The following is a 20178-nucleotide window of genomic DNA, read 5'->3' on the forward strand; positions in this document are numbered from 1 at the left end:
ACACTCAACGCTGGTTGATTGGGTACTATTTAAAGTGCCTGAGTTATTTGTGACTATTTACGGAAGGTAATTAATTCATTAACTTCGTGCTTCCATCATGAAGTTAAAAGATTTCGATTTACACGCGTTTTATGCCGAGGCCTACCGATGGCTATTTATACACGGCACCAGGTTTGTTTTTTCAATAATAATTTTATTAATAGGCCTGCGCATAATTAAGTTTACAGGAACACGTTTGCGCGGCCGGATGAGCAGGCAAAAAGTTCATTCTTCATTACAGCCATTTTTTCTCAGTCTATCTTTAACAGCACTGTATGTGTTGCTTATTGTATCGGTATTAGCGCTAAACCAGATAGATATAATAAATGTTAGCACTATACTTGGCGGCGCTACGGTTGCTATTGGTTTAGCATTATCAGGCACGTTCCAAAACTTTGCGGGTGGTGTGCTTATATTGTTATTAAAACCTTTTGAATTGGACGACAGCATTGTTGCTCAAGGCCAGGATGGGCGAGTAACCTCCATACAAATATTTTATACCGTATTACTTACTGCCGATAACAAGACCGTCATCATTCCCAACGGCAAACTGTTTAACGAGGTGATTGTAAACGTTACCCGCGAAGGCAAGCGCCGGCTTGATTTTGAGGTTAAGGTGGGGTATGTGGTGGATATTGACCAGGTAAAGCAGGTTATTTTAGATACAGTTAAGGCTGACAGGAGCGTATTGACCAGCCCCGCAATAAGAGTAGGTATTATGTCACTGGAGGTTGATTCGATCAGGTTCGGAGTAAACGTATGGGTAAAACCTTCTGATTTTTTAACTACCAAAATGGAGCTTCAGGAAAATATTATTAAAGGGCTAAAGGCTGCCGGGGTAAAGTTACTCGGCACCTGATCATAATTTTTGCCGGGCCTGGATCTCCAGGTAACGGTTTATGGTATTTACGTTCAAATGCTGGGGAGCACTCAATATTGATTGTATCCCGTGTTTGGCAAGTTCCTTAACAATAAGCTTTTTATCAAAAGCCATTTTCTCTGCAATGGTTTTTATATAGATCCCCTCCACATCTTCCGCGTGTTCTTCGCTTAGCTTTTTTAACTCGGTATTTTCAAAAAACACCACCAGCAATAAATGGAACTTAGCTATTCGTTTCAGATAAGGCAATTGCCGGTTAAGTGCAGAAAGGCTTTCAAAATTGGTAAAAAAAACCACCAGGCTCCGCTGTTTTAATACACTGCGAATAGTTGTATAGAGCAGGCCCATATCGGTTTCAAGATAGCGGGTCTTCTCTTTATACAAAGCCTCCATTATTTTATTAAGCTGGGTGGCCCGTTTATCGGCTGGCACAACTGTTCCTTTTTTTTCTGATATAGTTATCAGCCCCGCTTTATCCTCTTTCAGCATGGCCACGTTTAAAAGAATTAGGCTGGCATTAATGGCATAGTCCAGCAGGCTCAAACCCTCAAACGGCATTTTCATCACCCTTGATTTGTCAATAACGCAATACACATGTTGTGATTTTTCGTCTGTGTAAGAGTTGGTCATTAAACTACCTTGTCGTGCTGTCGCCTTCCAGTTAATGGCCCGGTAATCATCGCCAGGCACATAGTTTTTTACCTGCTCAAATTCAAGGCTGTGACCAAGGCGCCTTATTTTTTTTATGCCAAATTCATCCAGCCGGTTGGAGATGGCCATTAGCTCGTACTTGCGCATTTGTAAAAACGAGGGATAAACCGGCAGTATTTGCGCCTGCTCAAAATTGTACCGGCGGTTAAGCAAGCCCAATGGCGAGCTTACATAGATCCTTACATAGCCAAAATTGTATTCGCCGCGTTTTCGGGGCTGTAAAATGTAATTTAATACTTTATGCTCGCGTGCTTGCAAATTAGTTTTAAACCAAACGTCGCGTTTTTGAAACTGGAAAGGGATCTCATCAATAACACCCACGCTAATAGCAAACGGGTAATTATTTTCCATATAAACACCAAGCAGGTTGTCGTCATTGTTGCTCAGCCGTTCCGGCGCATGGCGCCGCGCGAAGATGCCTTTTGGGGTGCTGTAAAGTAAAATAATGTCTACCAAAAGAACTACCACAAATGCCCAAAAAAATAGTTGCGGAACCACACCCAGCCACGGAAAAAAGAACGACAGCATAAACATCACCACTGCAGCGGCAGTGGCGATGAATAATCTGTTAGTTAAAAACAGATCAGCGTAAAACCTGATGATCCTTTTCACAAAAATTATCTTGGTACTTCTATTTTTTTAATTATTTGGTGGATCACGTCATCCGGCGTTAAGCCTTCCATTTCTTTCTCAGGAGTAAGCATAATGCGATGCCTCAAAACAGGTACAGCGGTAGCAATAATGTCATCAGGCGTTATAAAATCCCTCCCTCTTATAGCGGCCAAAGCTTTTGCAGCGTTAATTATAGCTAAGGATGCCCGTGGCGAGCCGCCCAGGTATAAGGATTTGTTGTTACGTGTTTCGTGAATAATTTTAGCAGCAAATTCAAGTAGTTTTGGTTCTACATGCAGTCCCTTTACCTGCTTTCGCAATGTTACAATATCATCGATAGATAGTACCGGGGCTATATGGGTTAATTGTTCGGCAGGTGTTTGCTGATGCTGTTGAGTAAGTATGGCTATCTCATCTTCAAGCGATGGGTATTTTACTTCTATCTTAAATAAAAAGCGGTCAAGCTGCGCTTCGGGCAAGCGGTAGGTGCCTTCCTGCTCTATAGGGTTTTGCGTGGCCAAAACAATAAAAGGCTCCTGCATTTTATAGGTTTGCCCATCAATGGTTACCTGGCGCTCTTCCATCACCTCAAATAAAGCCGACTGTGTTTTGGCCGGCGAGCGGTTGATCTCATCTATCAAAATAATGTTGCCAAAAATTGGTCCGCGCCTAAACTCAAACGCGTTAGTTTTCGGGCTAAAAACAGAGGTTCCCAACACATCAGACGGCATCAGATCTGGCGTAAACTGAATACGCGAGTATTGCGCATTAATGGTTTTAGCTATCAATTTAGCGGTTAAGGTTTTGGCCACCCCGGGTACCCCTTCAATAAGCAGGTGCCCATCGGCCAAAATGCCGGCTATAATCAGTTCTATGGTATCGTGCTGCCCTACTATAATTTTACCTATAGCTGCTTTTATCTGTTCAACAGCGGCGCTCAGTTTGCTAAGATCTGTTCTTTGTTCAAATATTTCGTCGTCCATGGTGCTCATATTTTTTGGTAAAATTTCTCTATAAGGCGGTTCAATTCAATTAGTTCTTTGTCGTTAACTTTATTTTGGTGGCCGATGTAATTAATGTAGTCCACAAGATCCTGTACCAAAGCGTTATCAATCCCGGTTTTCCATACCAGGCTGTCAACAAATTCTTTGTCAAGTTGTGTGGTTTTAAGCTGGTATTGCTCCCGCAAAAAACTTAGCAGGTATAGTATTTTTTTATGAGCGATATTGACGTTATCGCGTTTTTCGTAATAAACTTTTCCAACCACTTCAACAAAGCCAACGGTCGAATTTTTTAGAGGCTCTATTATCGGAATAACGCGCTGCCGCCTTTTTACTTCAAACAAAACAAATAAGGTTAAACCCAACAAACTTATATAAAATGCCCATTGCAGGCTTGGGTTTGTAAAGAAAACCCGTAGCGGCGATCTATCAATTACTATGTCTTTATTTTGATACTGGTCCCAATAGATATTGTCATGCGCAGGCAGGAACGACAATGCTTTGGCGGCATAATCGGCCCCCTGGGGCTTTAGCAAACTGTAATTGGTGAAAAGTTCGGGGTTAGCGCAAAGCAGTAAACTACCCTTGCCGAAACGGTAACGTACATAATTGGCCTTGCCATTTTTATTACTACTGATGATAGTTGCCCTTGCCGTGTCTATTGAAGAAAAATATTGCGTGCTGATATCCTTATCAAATTTGTAAGAGGTAGTGTTTTGTAGCGATTTACTGTTGAATCTAATAGATGCAGCTTTATTATCATCCTCTACTCCGGTTTCAAGCCTTAGCTTATTAGCAAACGCCCCGTCCCAGGTAAATGTGCTTATAAATACATTGTTCCCTGCCCTTATATACCTCACCATTTGCTCAAAATCTGCCTTGGTGATGTTAACAGATTTAGCGATGATGATATAGTTGCCGGGTTTTATCTGGCGGCGAAAGAAGTTGTAAACAGATTTATTTGTATTAGTAACCCGCGCCCCCGGAAAAATATCAGTTAAACGCTCGCGCAGTACAAACGTCCCAAACGGAATTTTATCAGCGGCTGCTAAACTGGGCTGCCAGTTAACGGGCGCCGGCTTGTTGTATTGAATAACCAGGTAGATTATTAGCAATACGCTGCCTATAATAATATAGATCTTAAAGTCTTTCATTAGCGTTTAACTTTAAAATCTTTAAACAGGTTACTTATCCGCGCAAATACGTCGCCATCAATATTAAATTCGCCGTACCATATATATTCAAACTGCCGGGTTAGCAGGTTAAACGCCAGCCGTTGGTTAAAATCCTGCAATTCATTACTATATTCGGTGTTGGTTTTATTGGGCTCCCAATGTATCAGCCCCGCATCATTTAATTGTTTAAGGCTTTTTAGATAAAGCAGTCTAACCGCAAGGCGGTAATTGTGCACGTTAACGGCTTTTTCCAACTCATCATCCATGTTAATGTCATGAATATTCTCGTTAAACTCGCTGTATGGTAACGCTGCCGACGCAGATTTGCCACGTATAACTTTAAACGGATCAACGCCCGCCAGCTTCATTATAAGAAAAGCAATCGCTGCTACGCCCAGGCCCATAAGTAAATACGTTACAACTGTCCCAATTATGCTCTTGTCTGTATTGTCAAATAAGCTCCAAAACCACCTTTTAAAACGATCCCAAAAAGATTCTCCCACATATCCTTCGTCATAGTGAAATGCTTCTTGCTGCTTGTATTTTTCTAAGGCAGGCGGGTTGAACGTTCTTTTGCTGATATCCAAACTATCATACCTGGCTACCAATGGCTTTTTTACTTCCTTTTCAGGTTTGGCGCAAAAAGCTATGCCGGCGTGCATGCTTATAAACAATACAGTTAAATAAAAAAAACGCAGCATTAGTATTCTTCGGCGGGTAAGTTACTGTCAGCTTTGTTTTCGCCAATTTGGTTTATCCGTGCCATTAAGCCGGTACCTTCTTTTTGCTCATTAAGGCTAAAGTAACATAGTGCAATTGTGATAACGGGTAATATGTACAATACCAAAGCCACATGACCTAAAACGGAAGTGAGAATGGTGGCTATTTTACCGCCGGGCCAGTGTAGTAATAATGAGAATTGGCTCCACAATGCTGCGGGTACAGTAACTATTGCAGCTGCAATACCTACTATTATTGCCATAATAAATATAGCGCCAAATGTGGTCCACCAGTTATCTTTTATCAACCGGAAACTTTGATTAAAAGCGTAGCCGTAAGTAGCGTTTTCCATTATAATTATAGGGAGTGTTAATGACATAATGGGGTATAGCCAAATACCCGGTACAAGGCAAAACACAGCGCCGATAAAAACTATAATACCATTAAGCAGCATGCAGCCCAATATCTTCAGGTAATAATATTTAATATACCCCCACATTTCTTCGTTGGTAGGTGGTACGTTTCCGTTTGCTTTATAAATAGCAATATAGCATAGCACTGTAATTGGGATGATGGTATAGCTTAGTACAGCAAAAATTATGGAGAGGGCCGCCTCCCAGCCCCACGTTCTGTAATAGTTATATATCTTGTTGGAAGACATGTTTTCCACGCCGTTATTTTCATAAAAATCATGAACTTTTAGCTGTTGAAAAATGCTTGTAATTATGGCCACCACAATAATAAAGCCGCAAAAAGTAAAAAAGCAGCGTAAAAGCGGTTTAAAGTTTTGCTTCAAAAACAAAAATGAATCACTTATTATGGCGCTGAAGTCGCGAACTTTTGCCAGTTCAATATTAGGTTGGGTCATTGTGAATATGTTTAGGGTTAGATAATTTATACGGGTATATAATTACGTACCAAATTATAAAAATTAATGAAGCTGCCAATATAAAGCTGCTTAACCACATAGGCATTTCGGTATGGCGGGTTATAAAACTTTCAAAAAAAGCGGCGACAATAAAAATAGGCACCAGGCCTATGGCTATTTTCATTCCGTCTTTCGCCCCCCGTTTCAGCGATTCTATGCGCGAAAAAGTTTTTGGGAACAATATAGAGTTACCCAATACAAGCCCCGCCGCGCCTGCAATAATTATAGATGATATCTCTAGCGTGCCATGCACCCATATAACCAATACCGATGCCATACCCAGGCTTTTACTAAAGAAAAAGTACTGGAACGAACCCAGCATAATGCCGTTAATAAACAGCATATATACCGTACCTACCGATGCAAATATGCCACAAACAAAAGTTCTAAGGGCAACATAAATATTGTTGCCACCAATAGCCAGCCACATTAAAAACTCGTTTTGTTGTTTGTATACCGCAAAGGGGTCTTTTTTTGCAATGTTGGCCTCCGTCATATCCACATAGTTATCGCCCATAATAATGCGCACAAAACTGTCGTCGTACTTTGCCGACAGCGCGCCCATCAACGAAAAAACAAAGAAGAATAGAAACGCGTATAGCAACTGCCTGCGATAGATGTAGAATATCAAGGGCAACTCAAATTTCCAAAAGGAAATAAACCTGTTGCTTTTTTCTGTTTTGTTTTTGTAGATAGACTGGTGTAACCCTGCCGCCAACGCATTAAGGTAAGCTGTAGTTTTTGAGTCGGGGTAAAACGTTTTGGCAAAGGCAAGGTCGTCTGTTATCTGAATAAAGCGGTCAGCCAGCACATCAGGGTCATTGGATGGCTCGTTTTCAAAGCTTTTCCATTTAGCCGAGTTTTGTTTAACAAATAAAGGTTCGCGCATTTATAATCAATTTCAGGGTTAAATTAGATACAAAATTTGTTTCATTCAACTATTTATTGAATATTCAACTAATAAATTTTAAGCAATGCCAACCATCCGTATCACAACCTCACAGAATATTGACATCGACTATGAAATAGCAGGCGTTGGGCCACGCATTTTGGCACGTATACTTGATGGATTATTATTTGTTGTTATTGTTGGAGCCGCCGCTATCTCTTTAAGCTTAACCGGAAGCAATTTTAATAACATTGCAGTTGGCATAATGGTAGCCATTTTTGGTCTGTTATATGTTTTTTATGATTTGCTCTGCGAGATATTTATGAACGGGCAAAGCATCGGAAAAAAAATCATGAAGATCAAAGTTATCAGTCTTGACGGTGGCAGACCATCCGTTGGGCAATACATGTTACGGTGGTTATTCCGTATTGTTGATTTTTCGCTTACCGGAAGTCTTTGCGCGCTTATATCAGCAGCTGTTAGCGAAAAAAACCAACGCGTTGGAGATATGGTAGCGGGTACAGCTTTAATAAGAACCAGCCCTGGCACTAAAATGCAGGATATTGCATTCACCCCGCCGGAGGATGAAGGATATACCCCGGTTTTTCCTGAAGCTGTGCAGTTAAATGATAAGGATATAGCCCTGATACACGAGGTAATTACAAATTACGTTCAATCTGGTAACAGCGTTATTTTGTACAATACAGCCACCAGGTTAAAACAAGTATTGAACATACAGACTGGCATGGATGATATGAGGTTTTTACAAACGCTTACCAAAGATTATAATTACATAGTAGCGGCCGCGAACGCAAGCGAGTTATCGTGAGTGAAAATACCCCACAGCTTAATGCCATAATTGATCAGCACTATCCAGCCAACTAAAACAAAAAGACTCTTTTTTAACAAGCCTTTTTCTGTATCCAGTTTAAAAAACCTGTCTGTAAGGGTATAAGTAAAGAAAAGCAATAGCGGAATGGTTGGAGCGTAAATGCGAAAACTTTCATTTATATCGCCCTGAACAAGTGCCAGCACGGCACGCTGAAAGCCGCAACCGGGGCAGTCTAAACCGGTGATATATTTAAACGGACAAGATAACAAGTGATCCCGCAGCCAGCTGATAAAAACCGGCTGGCCGCGGGATATATTTATTAAGGCAGTAATCAGCGCCATTAAACTTGCAGTGGGTTGTTATCAAATGGATCCCGTGGCGGTTTAGTGTTAAATGGGTCCTGCGGCATGCCCGCAAATTTTGCTTCGCTGGCTGATGGGCCCAGGTAAGCATAATTGCCAAAACCAAGTATCGGATAAAATATAAATGGTAGCAGTAAAAGCCCAATGGTGAACCCTTCGCTTTGACCAAAGCTTTTGGCCAATAAGTTGGCTAACCAGATAAAAATTACAATGTTTACGCAGGGTATAAGCAACAAAATTATCCACCAAACGGGCTTGCCTACAATCTCCAGCAGCACTATGTAATTATAAATTGGGATTATGGCTGCCCAACCCTCTTTTCCGGCCTTCTCATAGATCTTCCATTTGCCTATTACAGAAATTACCCAGATAATAAGAAAAGGAACAAAGATAATACCGAACAATGCGGCTACCACGCCAGGGTTCGCTGTGGTTGATGAATAGTCATTCATAATTGATAAGATAAAGAGGTTAAATAGTTAGGGTTTATAATCAATGCAATATAAAAAATTAAATTTCAAACTGACTCGGTAACAGTATGCTCTTTTTTATTAATTAAATTTGCGCCTATGCAGCGCGAGCAGATTTCGGTATTTGATATGTTTAAGGTGGGCATTGGCCCGTCAAGTTCTCACACCTTGGGTCCGTGGCGCGCGGCACAGCAGTTTGTCCAATTGCTTAATAAAAATGATTCTTTTTCTTCGGTTAATGAAGTTAAAGTGTTACTGTACGGTTCGCTGGCAAAAACCGGGCATGGCCACGGAACCGATATTGCCATTTTATTAGGTTTAAGCGGTTTTGATCCGGTTACCTTCCCTGTTGATAAAATAGAGGAAGAAATAAATGCGATACGATCAGGAAACATCATGCGACTTGGCGGGAGTAAAGAAATTAGTTTTTTTATAGATAATGATCTGTTGTTCCTTTATAACGAAAGCCTTCCTTTTCATCCCAACGCCGTAACTTTTCAGGCTTTATTAGCCAATGGAAAGGCCATGTCGCAAACCTATTATTCTATAGGCGGTGGCTTTGTGGTTACAGAGGGCCAGGGCGGAAGTTTCAAGCCTGAAGTAGATCTGCCATTCCCGATAGACACTGCCGCTAATCTGCTGCACTGGTGCATAAAAACCGGACTTAAGATCTCCGACGTTGTAATGGAAAACGAGTTGGCCTGGCGAAACGAGAATGAAACCCGCGATGGCGTGGTGGCAATTTTCAAGGTGATGTCAGAATGTATGTACCGGGGATGCCATTCAAGCGGCTATTTGCCGGGCGGCCTTAATGTTGCCCGCAGAGCCGACGTATTAAATAAACGTTTGATAGGCGACAACGCTTATAGTAATTATGAGGAATGGGTAGCCGCCATCAGAAAAACTGGCAATAGTTTTCATAATATACTGGATTGGGTAAGCTGCTTTGCGCTGGCCGTAAACGAAGAGAATGCATCATTTGGCCGCGTGGTAACGGCTCCAACAAACGGAGCGGCGGGTGTTATACCGGCAGTGCTTCAATACTACATAGCTTTTTGCAATGGTTTTGATGATGATAACATTATTAAGTTTTTACTTACCGCTTCAGAGGTAGGTAGCATATTTAAAAAAGGAGCCACTATATCGGCCGCTATGGGCGGTTGCCAGGCAGAAATAGGTGTATCATCGGCTATGGCAGCTGCGGCGCTTACAGAGCGTTTAGGCGGCTCGCAGCGGCAGGTTTTAATGGCTGCCGAGATAGCCATGGAACACCATTTGGGCATGACCTGCGATCCAATAGGTGGCCTGGTGCAGGTACCATGTATTGAACGTAATACCATGGGGGCAATAAAGGCAATAACAGCATCGCAACTAGCTTTGCAAAGTAACCCGGATAAGGCTAAAGTAAGCTTGGATGCCGTTGTTAAAACCATGTGGCAAACCGCGCAGGACATGAATGTTAAATATAAAGAAACTTCTGATGGCGGCCTGGCCATCAATATTCCGTTAAGTTTGCCGGAATGTTAGTTTGCAATGAGCTATACATCCTATAGTTAGATTTTCCTTTAAAGTCTTAAAAAAGCTAATTGGTTGATCAGGCAATGAAAATGAACAAAATGGTTTGAAACTAATAGCTTTTAAGGTAAGTATAAGTTTTACTTACTAATTGAAAGTTTATGAGAAAACTTACGTCCTTCATTCTCGCTGTTACAATAGCAGGTAGCATTGTATCATGCCGCAAAAATAATCAGATCCCCGAAAACCCTCCGGAAAATGTAGTTAAAGCAGCGCCTGATGGTTTTAATTTTTCCAGCTCAAAAAACGTAACGGTTAATGTCACGCTGCGCGATAATAATGACGGGCCACTTAAAGGCGTGGTATTAAGTGTATATGCAGCTGACAATACTAGCGCCGATGCTGCTATTTTTAAAGGTGTTAGCGATGCCTCAGGTAAAATAACGGCGACTATTAACGTTCCGGCGTATTATACCCGGCTGGTTATTGACCCGGCATACGTAGGCTTAATGCGCAATGTAACAGTTAGCTTGAATAATAACGCAACAACGGCTGTTATAGGCGGTAAAGCGGGCTATAGTGGCGACATAGTGCCTGATGCAATAAATGATACGCCTTTAACTCCTACATCCAATGGTGGCAGGCAGGTTAATGGTTTGCTTGGCACAGAATACGCTTACCCAAGCGGTTATTCAAGTGCTAACGCTTTTGCTGCACCTGTTAATCAGGGTAAGCCGACTTACCTTGAAACTACTTCAGATGTGATAGACGCATCTTTGCTCGCCTATGTTAATGCGTCTCTGCCCGAAAGCCAGACTGTTCCTAATCTTCACCCGGAGTACCTGAACAATAGTGCTACAAGAGTTATCAATGTAACAGCCAGGGCCGATGTATGGATCACGTTCGTATCTGAAGGCGCCGGTTTTCAAAATACTTTAGGCTTTTATACTTACAGAACCGGATCGCCACCAAGTGCTTCTGCAGGGGGTACACTTTTCGGAGGCATTGATAAAATAACTTATATATTCCCAAATGCGTCGGCCAACGGATCAGGTGGTGGTTTAAAATCAGGCGATAAAGTAAAATTGGGCACTTTTGATGCCGGCACTACCATTGGCTTTGTTTTACTTCAAAACGCGTGGACAGGCAGTGGCGTTAGTACCCTTGGCACCAAGTTTTTTACACAGGACGAATTTAACCCTGAAAATACCGCAGCACTGCGTAAACATACTGTTATGTTGTATGATGATGTGCATAAACTATATCTGATGGGCTTCGAAGACCAAAATCGGCAAAACGGAGGATCTGATAACGATTTTAATGATCTGGTTTTCTACGCTACATCTAATCCCATAACAGCTATTTCTAACACAGGTGTAGCGGCAATAGACAATGGCGGCGATAGCGATGGAGACGGGGTTCTGGACGAATTGGATGCATTCCCAAATGATGGCACCAGAGCTTACGTAAGTTACTACCCATCAGCAAGTAAAATGGCGACACTGGGCTTTGAAGATAACTGGCCAAAAAAAGGCGACTACGACCTGAACGACCTTGTTGTTAATTATCGTTATGCTTTTACCAGTAACGCGGCCAACCAGGTTGTTGAACTCAAGGGCGAATTTAAGGTAGCTGCTTCGGGTGCATCGTTCCACAATGGTTTTGGCGTACAGCTACCGGTGGCTGCATCGGCTGTTACTTCTGTAACAGGCCAGCAGTTTATGAGTAATTACATTACATTGGCTGCAAACGGCGTTGAGGCAGGTCAAAGTAAGGCGGTAATAATTCCGTTTGATAACCACGAGATATTGCTAAAAAATCCTGATCTCTCTTATTTCATCAATACCAAAGCAGATAAAGATAAAGTTACCAATGGTAGTACAGCAACCGTTGTTGTTAAATTTGGAACGCCTGTTGCCTCTTCTGTTTTAACAGCGTCTGCCTTTAATCCATTCATCATAAGCGACCTGCGTCGCGGATACGAAGCGCATTTGCCGGGTTATGCGCCAACAGACAAAGTAACCACAACATTGTTCGGTAAAGACGATGATAACTCAATACCTGCACAAAACAGGTATTATCAAACCAAGGAAAATTTGCCTTGGGGTATAAGCTTCAGCGAGGGTTTTAGTTACCCCATAGAGGGCGCTAATATAAGTGCAACATATCTTCACTTTAATGAATGGGCATCCTCGGGTGGTATAAGCTATCCCGACTGGTACACTAATACCGCTGCTGGCTACCGCAGTTCGGGAAATGTTTATAGTAAATAATAATTGATCTGCTACAACAAAGCTGCTCTTTAACGGAGCGGCTCTTGTTGTATTATTTAGATAACGAAGATCTTACTAAAGGTTCCAGCCGTTGTATCCAAAAGCCATACATTTTAGCTGAGGGGTGCAGGCCATCGCCGGCGATAAGGTCGGGCTCATCTTTGGCTTTTCTTGATATATCAGTTATATCAAGATAATTTACCCCTGCTGATAAAGCCATTTGTTTATTTATGGCGTTAAACTGATCTATTTGCGCGGCTATATCGGCTCTGTTAGCTGATGCCGCATAAGGCGTAACGCTATAATCGGGTATAGAAAGTACAAAAACCCGGTTTACTTTATTGTTGGCAAATGTTATTGCTGTGTTGAGCAATTGTTTAAAGTTGTTGCTATAGGTGGTAGAATTTATACCCTGATACTGGTCATTAACGCCTATAAGCAGGGTAACAATGTCGAATTTTTTATTTTGTACACCGCTTTGATCTATCGCGTTCATTAAGTTAGCTGTGGTCCAACCTGTAGCAGCTATTATACTTGGGTCTCCTGTTTGATCTTTGCCCAGCTGCCGGGTAAGCTGGTAAGGAAAAGATAAATCAAGTTGTACAGACTGTCCCACGGTATATGAATCGCCCAGGGCCAGATATTTAGCAGAAGGGTTTATATATATCCCATTGGAAACTTCATTGTCGAATTCGCTTTTTTTAGCACATCCGCTTAACGCTATAACTGATAATAGTAAAGAAATAAACGTTCTCATAAACACCCCCTATACTAATCATACGAAAAGTATGCCGCTTTAGATGTTTGGCCGTCCAAAGCGTTATTTCTTAAACAGTCGCAAGTCAAACTCAAAGGCATCCACACTTTTTATTAGTACATTTTTAAAGTCGGGATGACGAGGGTTAATAAGGTAGTTATAATCGCCGGTAACGGTTGCTGATGGCACCTGCACCATTAAGTGCTTGTTGCTTTTAATAAAACCATCGCCAATTAACTGGGTGGTTTTTGTAAACGGATTTTTGTTCCAGTTTGCAGGCAGATCGGCAATTTCTACGCGGGGAATGCTTGCTTTGTTGGGTATTTCAATTGTTGCCAGATAATAATCGGTAGGAATAATACCCAGAGGAACATGAACCGCTATTTCAACCACAGCTAACGCGCGCGATGCCGCTGTATATAAAATGGGTATACCTTTGCTGTTCCATCTGCCTCCGGTTTTTTCGGCCCCATAGCCCGAAAGATCATTAATATACGCCTGCTTGCTAAGCCGGTAAACAATCATGCAAATATGCCGTGTTCAATGCGCCCCAACTCATCATAAATAAGGTTTATACCGAAAGAGGTATCAAGCATATCTTTAGGCCTTACCCCGCCTAAGGCAATGCTTTTGGTATCCATCCAGGTATAAAAGTTATCGGCTACGCCAAAAACATCATTTCCCTTTTTATATAGCAGTTCAATTTGTAGTATTTTTTCAGAGTAGATAGGATCGAAAGATTTCTTTTCCTTTTTATAACGCTGGATGGTGCGTTCAGAAAGATGCAGGTATGACGACCACTCCTCGAAACCAAAATTAATTTGAGTAGAAAGTTTAGTGAAATAAGGATATGGCACACCCTCTCTAACCATATTGGCCAGATCAAAGGCATCATCATCACCAATTGGATATTTTTTTACTTTGCTCATATCTTTGACATCTGTCATCAAATTTACGGCACTTGTCAAAGATAAACAAGTAAAATTTTTAAAAAGTTTTCTTTAAATGCAAAGGTTTACGTCAGTTTCATATCAAACAGCTTAGCAATATGCTGCTGTAATATTAACTGTACCTCTTTTAAATCTGCTTCGTGGCCCAGTTCTTTTTGCATCGATGTTACGGCTTTGTCATCAATCCCGCAGGGAACTATATTTTTAAAATAATCCAGATGGCTGTTAACATTGAGTGCTAAACCATGCATTGTTACCCAACGACTGCAGCGCACCCCCATAGCACATATTTTACGCGCACGTGCATTGTCGGCATCAAACCAAACACCGGTGTAACCGGGGTAGCGCCCAGCCGTTAAACCGTAATCAGCCAATGTAAGTATTACAGCGTCTTCCAGCTTGCGCAGATATAAATGTATATCGGTAAAAAAATTGTCAAGGTCTAATATAGGGTAGCATACCAACTGCCCCGGCCCGTGGTAGGTTATATCGCCGCCGCGGTTTATTGGGTAAAAGCTGGCGTGCTTTTCTTCCAATCCGGCATCATCAAGCAGTAAATTTTCGGTTTTGCCGCTTTTTCCTAACGTATAAACATGCGGATGCTCGCAAAATATAAGATAGTTAGGTGTTAGATCGCAGTGCTCCTCGTCAGCAGTTATTACATGTTCTCTATTTCGTATGGCGGTTTTTATAGCTATGGTATCAGCAAATATGGCTTCCTGTTTATCCCAGGCCGCTTTGTAATCCATCAAACCCCAATCCTGCACCTCAACTTTTTTGTTTTGCATCACTTATCCCTTTACATATCCTACCATATAGTCTTCATAATGTAGGTAACCTACGGTGTAATTAATATTAACCTCATCTTTCTGCAATACCGCTTCAAGCGCACCCTTGTTGGCAAACTTAAAAGGCTGTAACAAAATATCATCAGCAAATGATACTTCTTTTTGCCCGTGGCATTTGTAAACGGCTTCTTTAGCACACCAACACACATATAGCTGTTCAATTTTGTATTGCGGCTCAATAAATGCAAGTTCGTGTGGGCGCATAAATTTGTGGGCAATGCGTTCTACCTTTTGTTTTATCTGTTCAACGTCAATACCAACCGGGCTTTTGCGGCTTATCATTACGGCGGCATAGTCAAATGAGTGGCTTAAAGAGATATGGTAAGGCAAAGTAAACAGATAGGGCTTGCCATGTTCATCAACGCGGCAATCTATATATTCTTCGGTGTTCAGCATTTTACGCAGTAAAACCCGGGTACCAAGCCAGTGAAGGTGCCGTTTACCGTTACTTATCCCTTCTACAAAAGCCTTTTCTTCGCCGTTAAGCTGCAGCTGCCTGTATAGTTCATCAGCTTGTTCTTCAATTTTCCAGAGCGCAAACTCCGTATCCTCATCAATCCGTTGGCGGTATGCTATGGCCATAAAGTAAAATTGCAAAAAGCGTGGCAAACTTATGTTAAATAATTCTAATTTTAGCCCTCCAAATAATACCCCAATGATTTTATCCGACAAGCGTATTCTGGAAGAGATAGACAATGGACACATTGTTATTGAGCCCTTTAAGCAGGAATGTTTGGGTTCAAACTCCTATGATGTTCATTTAGGCAAGCATATGGCTACCTACCGTAACCGCATGCTCGACGCGAAAATGCATAACGAGATTGACGCATTTGAGATACCTAAAGAGGGCTTTGTGTTGCAACCCAACACGCTGTATTTAGGGTAACCATGGAGTATACCGAAACCCATAAGCACATTCCCTTTTTAGAGGGAAAATCAAGCACGGGGCGTTTGGGCATTGATATCCATGCCACGGCCGGAAAAGGCGACGTAGGCTTTTGTAATACATGGACGCTTGAAATATCGTGCTTACAGCCTGTGCGTATTTATGCGGGCATGCCAATAGGCCAGCTTATATATTTTGTAGTTGACGGTGACGTAGAAACCAGCTACAGCCAGAAGGCCAACGCCAAATATACCAACCCGTCTACACGGCCTGTTGAGAGTATGATGTGGAAGAATACGTTTTAATGCAGGTTTTTTATGCTTTTTGAGTAAATTTGCTCCCCTAATGCCTACTCAAACCCAAGAAGAAACCTTCACGCTGGAAGAACTGCTGGCCAGCTTAAAGGAAATGCATCGTTTAATATTATGGAACGATGATTTTAACACCTTTGATCATGTGATACACTGCATGATGAAATACCTTGATTATACCGAAAGCCAGGCGGGTAAAATTGCGTGGAAGGTGCACAACGAAGGCAAATGCGCTGTATTGGAAGGTTCATTTACCGAAATGGAGATCTATCGGAAAATTTTACAACAGGAGGGACTGACAGTTTCTGTTGATTAGGTGTGTGTTTGTTTAGCAACAAGATATATAAAAATAAAAGAGCCGCTATAATATTTACAGCGGCTCTTTTTATGAGTGAAAATTTTTTCTGTTTCTTAGAGACCTATCGGCCCGCTTTAGATTTTCTTACGCTGAAATGCGGTTTGCCACTCGGGTTTATTTCCGGAGCGCCAACCAGGTCCATCGCGCAACGGAAACCCACTTCGGCGCTGGCATCAGCCTGATCCATAAAACGGCGGGTAGCCGGATTTAACCAATAGGCTAAATCATTCCATGAGCCACCTTTGTAAACTTTAGAGCGATCATTCACCAAAGTGGTTATGCCATATAAGTTGGCATTAACAGTATCCCTGAAACCGCGGGCATCTGCACTATAAGCCTTGCCCGCCAATGGATCTTTGTCTTTATTTACAAACGGAACGCCTTGATTAGCTACAGCCGGCCTGCCGGTAGCAGCAGTTACGTTAGCCAGGCTATCAGCACGTTGCGACGCTATCAATTCAGCATAGGTCATTTTTTTCTGAAGACTTAGCAGGGTCTTTTATCGGGCGGCCATATTTATCTTTGGCATACTGGCCTGTACTTGCATTAGCCAAACGTTTATCGCTAAATTGATTTCCCCTGAATGGGTTAAATGCGTCAACATCTTCAAATGACATTTGGCGGTAGGTATCTTCAACCCACTCATTAACGTTGCCTGCCATATTGTACAAACCAAAGTCATTAGGTTGGAAAGATCTAACAGGGCCGGTAATAAATGCTTTATCGTTCAAATATCCGCCAACACCGGCATTATCGCCGCTACCGCGTTTAAAGTTGGCTAAAATTAAACCCCTGGTTCCTTTTTCAGGCGAACGCACACCTAAACCATTCCATGGATAAATTTTGCCATCGTTTATATTTTCAAATTGCGTGTTGCCGTTAAGTGATAAGGCAGCATATTCCCATTCAGCTTCGGTAGGCAGGCGGTAAGCTGGGTTTAAAATACCATCTTCTACACGTACCGGCCTTACTTGCTTCTGGTTAGAACCAAGTGGTGCAGTAGGGTCTGCTGTCGGATTTAAGTTAACTGGCATACGTTTACCGTCAACACCAACTCCTCTTACCTGATTATTAAGATACATATCCGTATTAAACGGAGTTTTCTGCCCGTCAGGGTTGGCAGCTATAAGCTGGCTGTTCTTTTTGTCGCGTGGATTTATTAAAATTCCGCGCTCTTGTAAAATAAACTCGTTAGTACGGTCTGTGCGCCACTGGCAGTATTCTTTAGCCTGTTCCCAGGTAACACCAACAACCGGATAGTCCTGAAATGAAGGATGACGCAGGTAGTTATTTACATAAGGCTCATTGTATGACAGCGGTCTGCGCCAAACCAGCGTGTCCGGCAGTGCATTGTAATAAAGTTCATGGTCATTAGGAAAGGTAGTCCGTATCCATGAAAGGTAGTCTAACCAATCCTGATTTGAAACTTCGGTTTCATCCATATAAAACGCGGGTATGGTTACCCGTCTGCGTACATTGTTATACTCAAATGTAACGTCCTGGTCAGCACTGCCGCCTAAAACAAATGTACCACCTTCTATAGCAACAAGGCCCGACCCCGGAGCAGGGTGGGTTTGCCTGAATTTTTGATATCCAAATTTTTTGTCGCCATAAGGAATACCCGTTTTTTCAGACCGTTGTTTACTACAGCTGCTCGCTAACATTGCAACACCCAACAGCGCTAAAGCAGTACGAGTAAAAAGTAATTTCATATTTTTACGGTTGTATATATGTTATAGGGGGATAAATTTAATAAATATATATAGGGGTAAATTTAATTATTTTAAAGTAAAAAGCTAATCAAAATTTTACCATTGCTGATAATGTATGTTTTACGTACGCATTTTAACGCTATTTACCTTTAACATGTTGCAGATGCTGAGGATGGAATAAAAAAAATCTTGTTAGGTGGGTAGCATTTAATTCAGTTATATTTATCCGTTAATTTAAATCTGTAGCACGATGAAGTTTTTTATAGGTGGGATAGCTTTTTTATACTTGCTGATGGTAATGCCTGCAGGTGTAATGGCGCAAACTAATACCGATGGAAGCGGTTTTGGCGCAATTCCTACCGCAGTGCCTTTTCTAAATATCGCTCCTGATTCACGATCTGGTGCAATGGGCGAGGCGGGCGTAGCTATATCAGCCGATGCCAATTCAAATTTCTGGAACCCATCTAAACTCGCTTTTATTGAAGATGATTTCGCTGTAGGCGCTTCATACAGCCCATGGCTAAGGCGTTTAGTGCCCGATGTAAACTTGTCATACGTCGGGTTTGCCCATAAATTAGATGAGCGGAATGTTATTGGCGCATCTGTAAGGTATTTTAATTTAGGCACTATACAATTAGTAGATAATAATCAGCTTAATCAAGGCACCTATCGCCCCAACGAGTATTCCATAGATGCTTCGCTGGCTCGTAAGTTTGGGGATAATTTTTCATTAGGGCTTACCATGAGGTTTATCCATTCAGATCTGTCAAACGCTTCGTTTTCTTCAGGCGCAACCCAGGGTATAAAACCTGCCAACGCGTTCGCTGCAGATATATCTATGTTTTACAAAAAACCGATGGAACAGTTTGGTACCGATGGCATTTTCTCTTTCGGCGCCAATATATCAAACATAGGTACAAAGGTTAAATATTCAGAGGGTGGGCCATCGTACTTTTTGCCTACCAATTTAAAGTTAGGCGTTGCAGATACCTGGAACATTGATGATTACAGCCAGCTTACCGCTACTGTGGATTTTAATAAACTGCTTGTACCAACGCCGCCATTGCGCGATGCCAACGGCTCTATTATCTCGGGACGCGACGATAACGTGTCGGTTCCCTCGGGTATATTTGGTTCATTTACTGATGCGCCCGGTGGTTTCAAAGAAGAAATTAGGGAAGTAAGTATATCATCCGGACTTGAATACTGGTACAACCAGCAGTTTGCGTTAAGGGCCGGTTATTTTTACGAAAACCCATCAAAAGGCGGCAGGCAGTATGCTACGCTTGGGGTTGGCCTTAAATATGATATTTACCGCTTTGATTTTTCTTACCTGGCAGCAAGCCAAAAAAACAGCCCTTTAGCCAATACGCTCAGAATAACGCTCGGAATTAGCTTTGGCAGTAAAAAATAATTATGGGGAAGATACGTGTTGGGTTTGGTTTTGATGTGCATCAGTTAAAAGATGAACATCCGTTTATTTTAGGTGGGGTTAAGCTCGAGCATCACTCTGGCGCTTACGGCCACTCTGATGCTGATGTTTTGTTGCACGCCATTTGTGATGCTCTTTTAGGGGCTGCCAATCTGCGCGATATAGGTTTTCATTTTTCAAATACTGACGACCGTTGGAAGGGCATAAGCAGCCTGAAACTACTGCAGCATGTACTGGAATTGTTAAAGGATAAAGGCTGGGGGATAGGTAATATTGATGCCATGGTATGTTTGGAAGCACCCAAGATCAATCCGCACATCCCCGCTATGAAAAAAAACATAGCCGCCGCTGCCGGTATTGACGAGGACGATATTTCTATAAAAGCTACTACCAACGAGACAATGGGTTTTATAGGCAGGCAGGAGGGCGTAGTTGCTTATGCTGTTTGTTTGATTGAAAAAATTTAATAATAAAGATTGAAGATTGGTTGTCCGGTTTATTTCATCGTGAAATAGAT

At 41.9% G+C, this 20178-nt stretch carries 20 protein-coding genes and 2 pseudogenes; 8 read left to right on the top strand and 14 right to left on the bottom strand.

Annotated elements, in window-relative coordinates; translation table 11 throughout:
• The first annotated feature begins 97 nt into the window (after window positions 1–97).
• A complete protein-coding gene (locus tag ACVW2L_RS19715) occupies window positions 98–898 on the top strand; it encodes a mechanosensitive ion channel family protein (protein ID WP_457129666.1) in 801 nt (266 codons plus the stop codon).
• Here the strand turns inward: ACVW2L_RS19715 and ACVW2L_RS19720 are convergent, their stop codons facing one another.
• The 6 genes from ACVW2L_RS19720 to ACVW2L_RS19745 are packed head-to-tail and all read right to left on the bottom strand — an operon-like array spanning window position 899 to window position 6955.
• Complete coding sequence (locus ACVW2L_RS19720) at window positions 899–2242, bottom strand: DUF58 domain-containing protein (RefSeq protein ID WP_457129667.1); 1344 nt, start codon at window positions 2240–2242, stop codon at window positions 899–901.
• A 5-nt stretch (window positions 2243–2247) separates the two neighbouring features.
• Complete coding sequence (locus ACVW2L_RS19725; protein WP_457129668.1) at window positions 2248–3225, bottom strand: AAA family ATPase; 978 nt, start codon at window positions 3223–3225, stop codon at window positions 2248–2250.
• A 5-nt stretch (window positions 3226–3230) separates the two neighbouring features.
• Window positions 3231–4397: a DUF4350 domain-containing protein gene (locus ACVW2L_RS19730; protein ID WP_457129669.1), complete on the bottom strand. Its 1167-nt coding sequence runs from the start codon at window positions 4395–4397 to the stop codon at window positions 3231–3233.
• On the bottom strand, window positions 4397–5080 hold the full coding sequence (locus ACVW2L_RS19735) for a DUF4129 domain-containing protein (RefSeq protein WP_457129670.1): 684 nt from the start codon (window positions 5078–5080) through the stop codon (window positions 4397–4399). The genes ACVW2L_RS19730 and ACVW2L_RS19735 overlap by 1 nt, the downstream gene beginning before the upstream one ends.
• A gap of 38 nt (window positions 5081–5118) precedes the next feature.
• A complete protein-coding gene (locus tag ACVW2L_RS19740) occupies window positions 5119–6006 on the bottom strand; it encodes a hypothetical protein (RefSeq protein ID WP_457129671.1) in 888 nt (295 codons plus the stop codon).
• Window positions 5993–6955, bottom strand: coding sequence for a stage II sporulation protein M (locus tag ACVW2L_RS19745; protein ID WP_457129672.1), 963 nt, complete (start codon window positions 6953–6955; stop codon window positions 5993–5995). Before ACVW2L_RS19745 ends, ACVW2L_RS19740 begins: the two co-directional genes overlap by 14 nt.
• Before the next feature lie 85 nt (window positions 6956–7040).
• Here ACVW2L_RS19745 and ACVW2L_RS19750 point away from each other — a divergent pair, with 85 nt between their 5' ends.
• Window positions 7041–7784: an RDD family protein gene (locus ACVW2L_RS19750; protein WP_457129673.1), complete on the top strand. Its 744-nt coding sequence runs from the start codon at window positions 7041–7043 to the stop codon at window positions 7782–7784.
• On the opposite strand, the gene ACVW2L_RS19755 is transcribed toward ACVW2L_RS19750, so the two are convergent.
• Both ACVW2L_RS19755 and ACVW2L_RS19760 read right to left on the bottom strand, forming a co-directional pair.
• Window positions 7745–8128, bottom strand: a complete 384-nt coding sequence (locus ACVW2L_RS19755; RefSeq protein WP_457129674.1) for a DUF2752 domain-containing protein — start codon at window positions 8126–8128, stop codon at window positions 7745–7747. The genes ACVW2L_RS19750 and ACVW2L_RS19755 overlap by 40 nt on opposite strands.
• Complete coding sequence (locus ACVW2L_RS19760) at window positions 8128–8601, bottom strand: DUF5684 domain-containing protein (protein ID WP_457129675.1); 474 nt, start codon at window positions 8599–8601, stop codon at window positions 8128–8130. The genes ACVW2L_RS19755 and ACVW2L_RS19760 overlap by 1 nt, the downstream gene beginning before the upstream one ends.
• A 117-nt stretch (window positions 8602–8718) precedes the next feature.
• On the opposite strand from ACVW2L_RS19760, the gene ACVW2L_RS19765 reads away from it, so the two are divergent.
• Both ACVW2L_RS19765 and ACVW2L_RS19770 read left to right on the top strand, forming a co-directional pair.
• Window positions 8719–10146 (top strand): L-serine ammonia-lyase, encoded by a 1428-nt coding sequence (locus ACVW2L_RS19765; protein ID WP_457129676.1) that lies wholly within the window; start codon window positions 8719–8721, stop codon window positions 10144–10146.
• A gap of 149 nt (window positions 10147–10295) precedes the next feature.
• Window positions 10296–12407, top strand: coding sequence for an LruC domain-containing protein (locus tag ACVW2L_RS19770; protein ID WP_457129677.1), 2112 nt, complete (start codon window positions 10296–10298; stop codon window positions 12405–12407).
• Window positions 12408–12459: 52 nt separating this feature from the next.
• Here the strand turns inward: ACVW2L_RS19770 and ACVW2L_RS19775 are convergent, their stop codons facing one another.
• The 5 genes from ACVW2L_RS19775 to ACVW2L_RS19795 form a co-directional block, all read right to left on the bottom strand.
• Window positions 12460–13164: an SGNH/GDSL hydrolase family protein gene (locus ACVW2L_RS19775; protein WP_457129678.1), complete on the bottom strand. Its 705-nt coding sequence runs from the start codon at window positions 13162–13164 to the stop codon at window positions 12460–12462.
• 63 nt (window positions 13165–13227) lie between these two features.
• A complete protein-coding gene (locus ACVW2L_RS19780; protein ID WP_457129679.1) occupies window positions 13228–13689 on the bottom strand; it encodes an RES family NAD+ phosphorylase in 462 nt (153 codons plus the stop codon).
• Complete coding sequence (gene parS, locus ACVW2L_RS19785; RefSeq protein WP_457129680.1) at window positions 13686–14093, bottom strand: type II RES/Xre toxin-antitoxin system antitoxin; 408 nt, start codon at window positions 14091–14093, stop codon at window positions 13686–13688. Before parS ends, ACVW2L_RS19780 begins: the two co-directional genes overlap by 4 nt.
• 86 nt (window positions 14094–14179) lie before the next feature.
• Window positions 14180–14902: a lipoyl(octanoyl) transferase LipB gene (gene lipB, locus ACVW2L_RS19790; protein WP_457129681.1), complete on the bottom strand. Its 723-nt coding sequence runs from the start codon at window positions 14900–14902 to the stop codon at window positions 14180–14182.
• Window positions 14903–14905: 3 nt separating this feature from the next.
• Window positions 14906–15544 carry a 4'-phosphopantetheinyl transferase family protein gene (locus tag ACVW2L_RS19795; protein ID WP_457129682.1) on the bottom strand — a complete coding sequence of 213 codons (639 nt, stop codon included), beginning with the start codon at window positions 15542–15544 and terminating at the stop codon, window positions 14906–14908.
• 73 nt (window positions 15545–15617) lie between these two features.
• On the opposite strand from ACVW2L_RS19795, the pseudogene dcd reads away from it, so the two are divergent.
• Window positions 15618–16153 (top strand): annotated as a pseudogene (dcd, locus tag ACVW2L_RS19800) (dCTP deaminase).
• Window positions 16154–16193: 40 nt separating this feature from the next.
• Window positions 16194–16475: an ATP-dependent Clp protease adaptor ClpS gene (locus tag ACVW2L_RS19805; protein WP_457129683.1), complete on the top strand. Its 282-nt coding sequence runs from the start codon at window positions 16194–16196 to the stop codon at window positions 16473–16475.
• A 103-nt stretch (window positions 16476–16578) separates the two neighbouring features.
• Here the strand turns inward: ACVW2L_RS19805 and ACVW2L_RS19810 are convergent.
• Window positions 16579–18229, bottom strand: a pseudogene (locus ACVW2L_RS19810) (SUMF1/EgtB/PvdO family nonheme iron enzyme).
• A gap of 250 nt (window positions 18230–18479) precedes the next feature.
• Here ACVW2L_RS19810 and porV point away from each other — a divergent pair.
• Together porV and ispF are read left to right on the top strand one after the other, a co-directional pair.
• The gene (gene porV, locus ACVW2L_RS19815; protein WP_457129684.1) at window positions 18480–19643 is read left to right on the top strand and encodes a type IX secretion system outer membrane channel protein PorV; all 1164 of its coding nucleotides are present in this window, start codon (window positions 18480–18482) and stop codon (window positions 19641–19643) included.
• Between the two features lie 2 nt (window positions 19644–19645).
• A complete protein-coding gene (ispF, locus tag ACVW2L_RS19820) occupies window positions 19646–20128 on the top strand; it encodes a 2-C-methyl-D-erythritol 2,4-cyclodiphosphate synthase (RefSeq protein WP_457129685.1) in 483 nt (160 codons plus the stop codon).
• Window positions 20129–20178: the final 50 nt, after the last annotated feature.

It is taken from the genome of Mucilaginibacter sp. HD30 (genome assembly GCF_054061755.1).

What these genes read in the sequence shown, in the direction of transcription:
- ACVW2L_RS19715 (WP_457129666.1), top strand. Translation starts at nt 98, where the DNA reads ATGAAGTTAAAAGATTTCGATTTACACGCGTTTTATGCCGAGGCCTAC.
- ACVW2L_RS19725 (WP_457129668.1), bottom strand. Translation starts at nt 3,225, where the DNA reads ATGGACGACGAAATATTTGAACAAAGAACAGATCTTAGCAAACTGAGC.
- ACVW2L_RS19730 (WP_457129669.1), bottom strand. Translation starts at nt 4,397, where the DNA reads ATGAAAGACTTTAAGATCTATATTATTATAGGCAGCGTATTGCTAATA.
- ACVW2L_RS19735 (WP_457129670.1), bottom strand. Translation starts at nt 5,080, where the DNA reads ATGCACGCCGGCATAGCTTTTTGCGCCAAACCTGAAAAGGAAGTAAAA.
- ACVW2L_RS19740 (WP_457129671.1), bottom strand. Translation starts at nt 6,006, where the DNA reads ATGACCCAACCTAATATTGAACTGGCAAAAGTTCGCGACTTCAGCGCC.
- ACVW2L_RS19745 (WP_457129672.1), bottom strand. Translation starts at nt 6,955, where the DNA reads ATGCGCGAACCTTTATTTGTTAAACAAAACTCGGCTAAATGGAAAAGC.
- ACVW2L_RS19750 (WP_457129673.1), top strand. Translation starts at nt 7,041, where the DNA reads ATGCCAACCATCCGTATCACAACCTCACAGAATATTGACATCGACTAT.
- ACVW2L_RS19755 (WP_457129674.1), bottom strand. Translation starts at nt 8,128, where the DNA reads ATGGCGCTGATTACTGCCTTAATAAATATATCCCGCGGCCAGCCGGTT.
- ACVW2L_RS19760 (WP_457129675.1), bottom strand. Translation starts at nt 8,601, where the DNA reads ATGAATGACTATTCATCAACCACAGCGAACCCTGGCGTGGTAGCCGCA.
- ACVW2L_RS19765 (WP_457129676.1), top strand. Translation starts at nt 8,719, where the DNA reads ATGCAGCGCGAGCAGATTTCGGTATTTGATATGTTTAAGGTGGGCATT.
- ACVW2L_RS19770 (WP_457129677.1), top strand. Translation starts at nt 10,296, where the DNA reads ATGAGAAAACTTACGTCCTTCATTCTCGCTGTTACAATAGCAGGTAGC.
- ACVW2L_RS19775 (WP_457129678.1), bottom strand. Translation starts at nt 13,164, where the DNA reads ATGAGAACGTTTATTTCTTTACTATTATCAGTTATAGCGTTAAGCGGA.
- ACVW2L_RS19780 (WP_457129679.1), bottom strand. Translation starts at nt 13,689, where the DNA reads ATGATTGTTTACCGGCTTAGCAAGCAGGCGTATATTAATGATCTTTCG.
- parS (WP_457129680.1), bottom strand. Translation starts at nt 14,093, where the DNA reads ATGAGCAAAGTAAAAAAATATCCAATTGGTGATGATGATGCCTTTGAT.
- lipB (WP_457129681.1), bottom strand. Translation starts at nt 14,902, where the DNA reads ATGCAAAACAAAAAAGTTGAGGTGCAGGATTGGGGTTTGATGGATTAC.
- ACVW2L_RS19795 (WP_457129682.1), bottom strand. Translation starts at nt 15,544, where the DNA reads ATGGCCATAGCATACCGCCAACGGATTGATGAGGATACGGAGTTTGCG.
- ACVW2L_RS19805 (WP_457129683.1), top strand. Translation starts at nt 16,194, where the DNA reads ATGCCTACTCAAACCCAAGAAGAAACCTTCACGCTGGAAGAACTGCTG.
- porV (WP_457129684.1), top strand. Translation starts at nt 18,480, where the DNA reads ATGAAGTTTTTTATAGGTGGGATAGCTTTTTTATACTTGCTGATGGTA.
- ispF (WP_457129685.1), top strand. Translation starts at nt 19,646, where the DNA reads ATGGGGAAGATACGTGTTGGGTTTGGTTTTGATGTGCATCAGTTAAAA.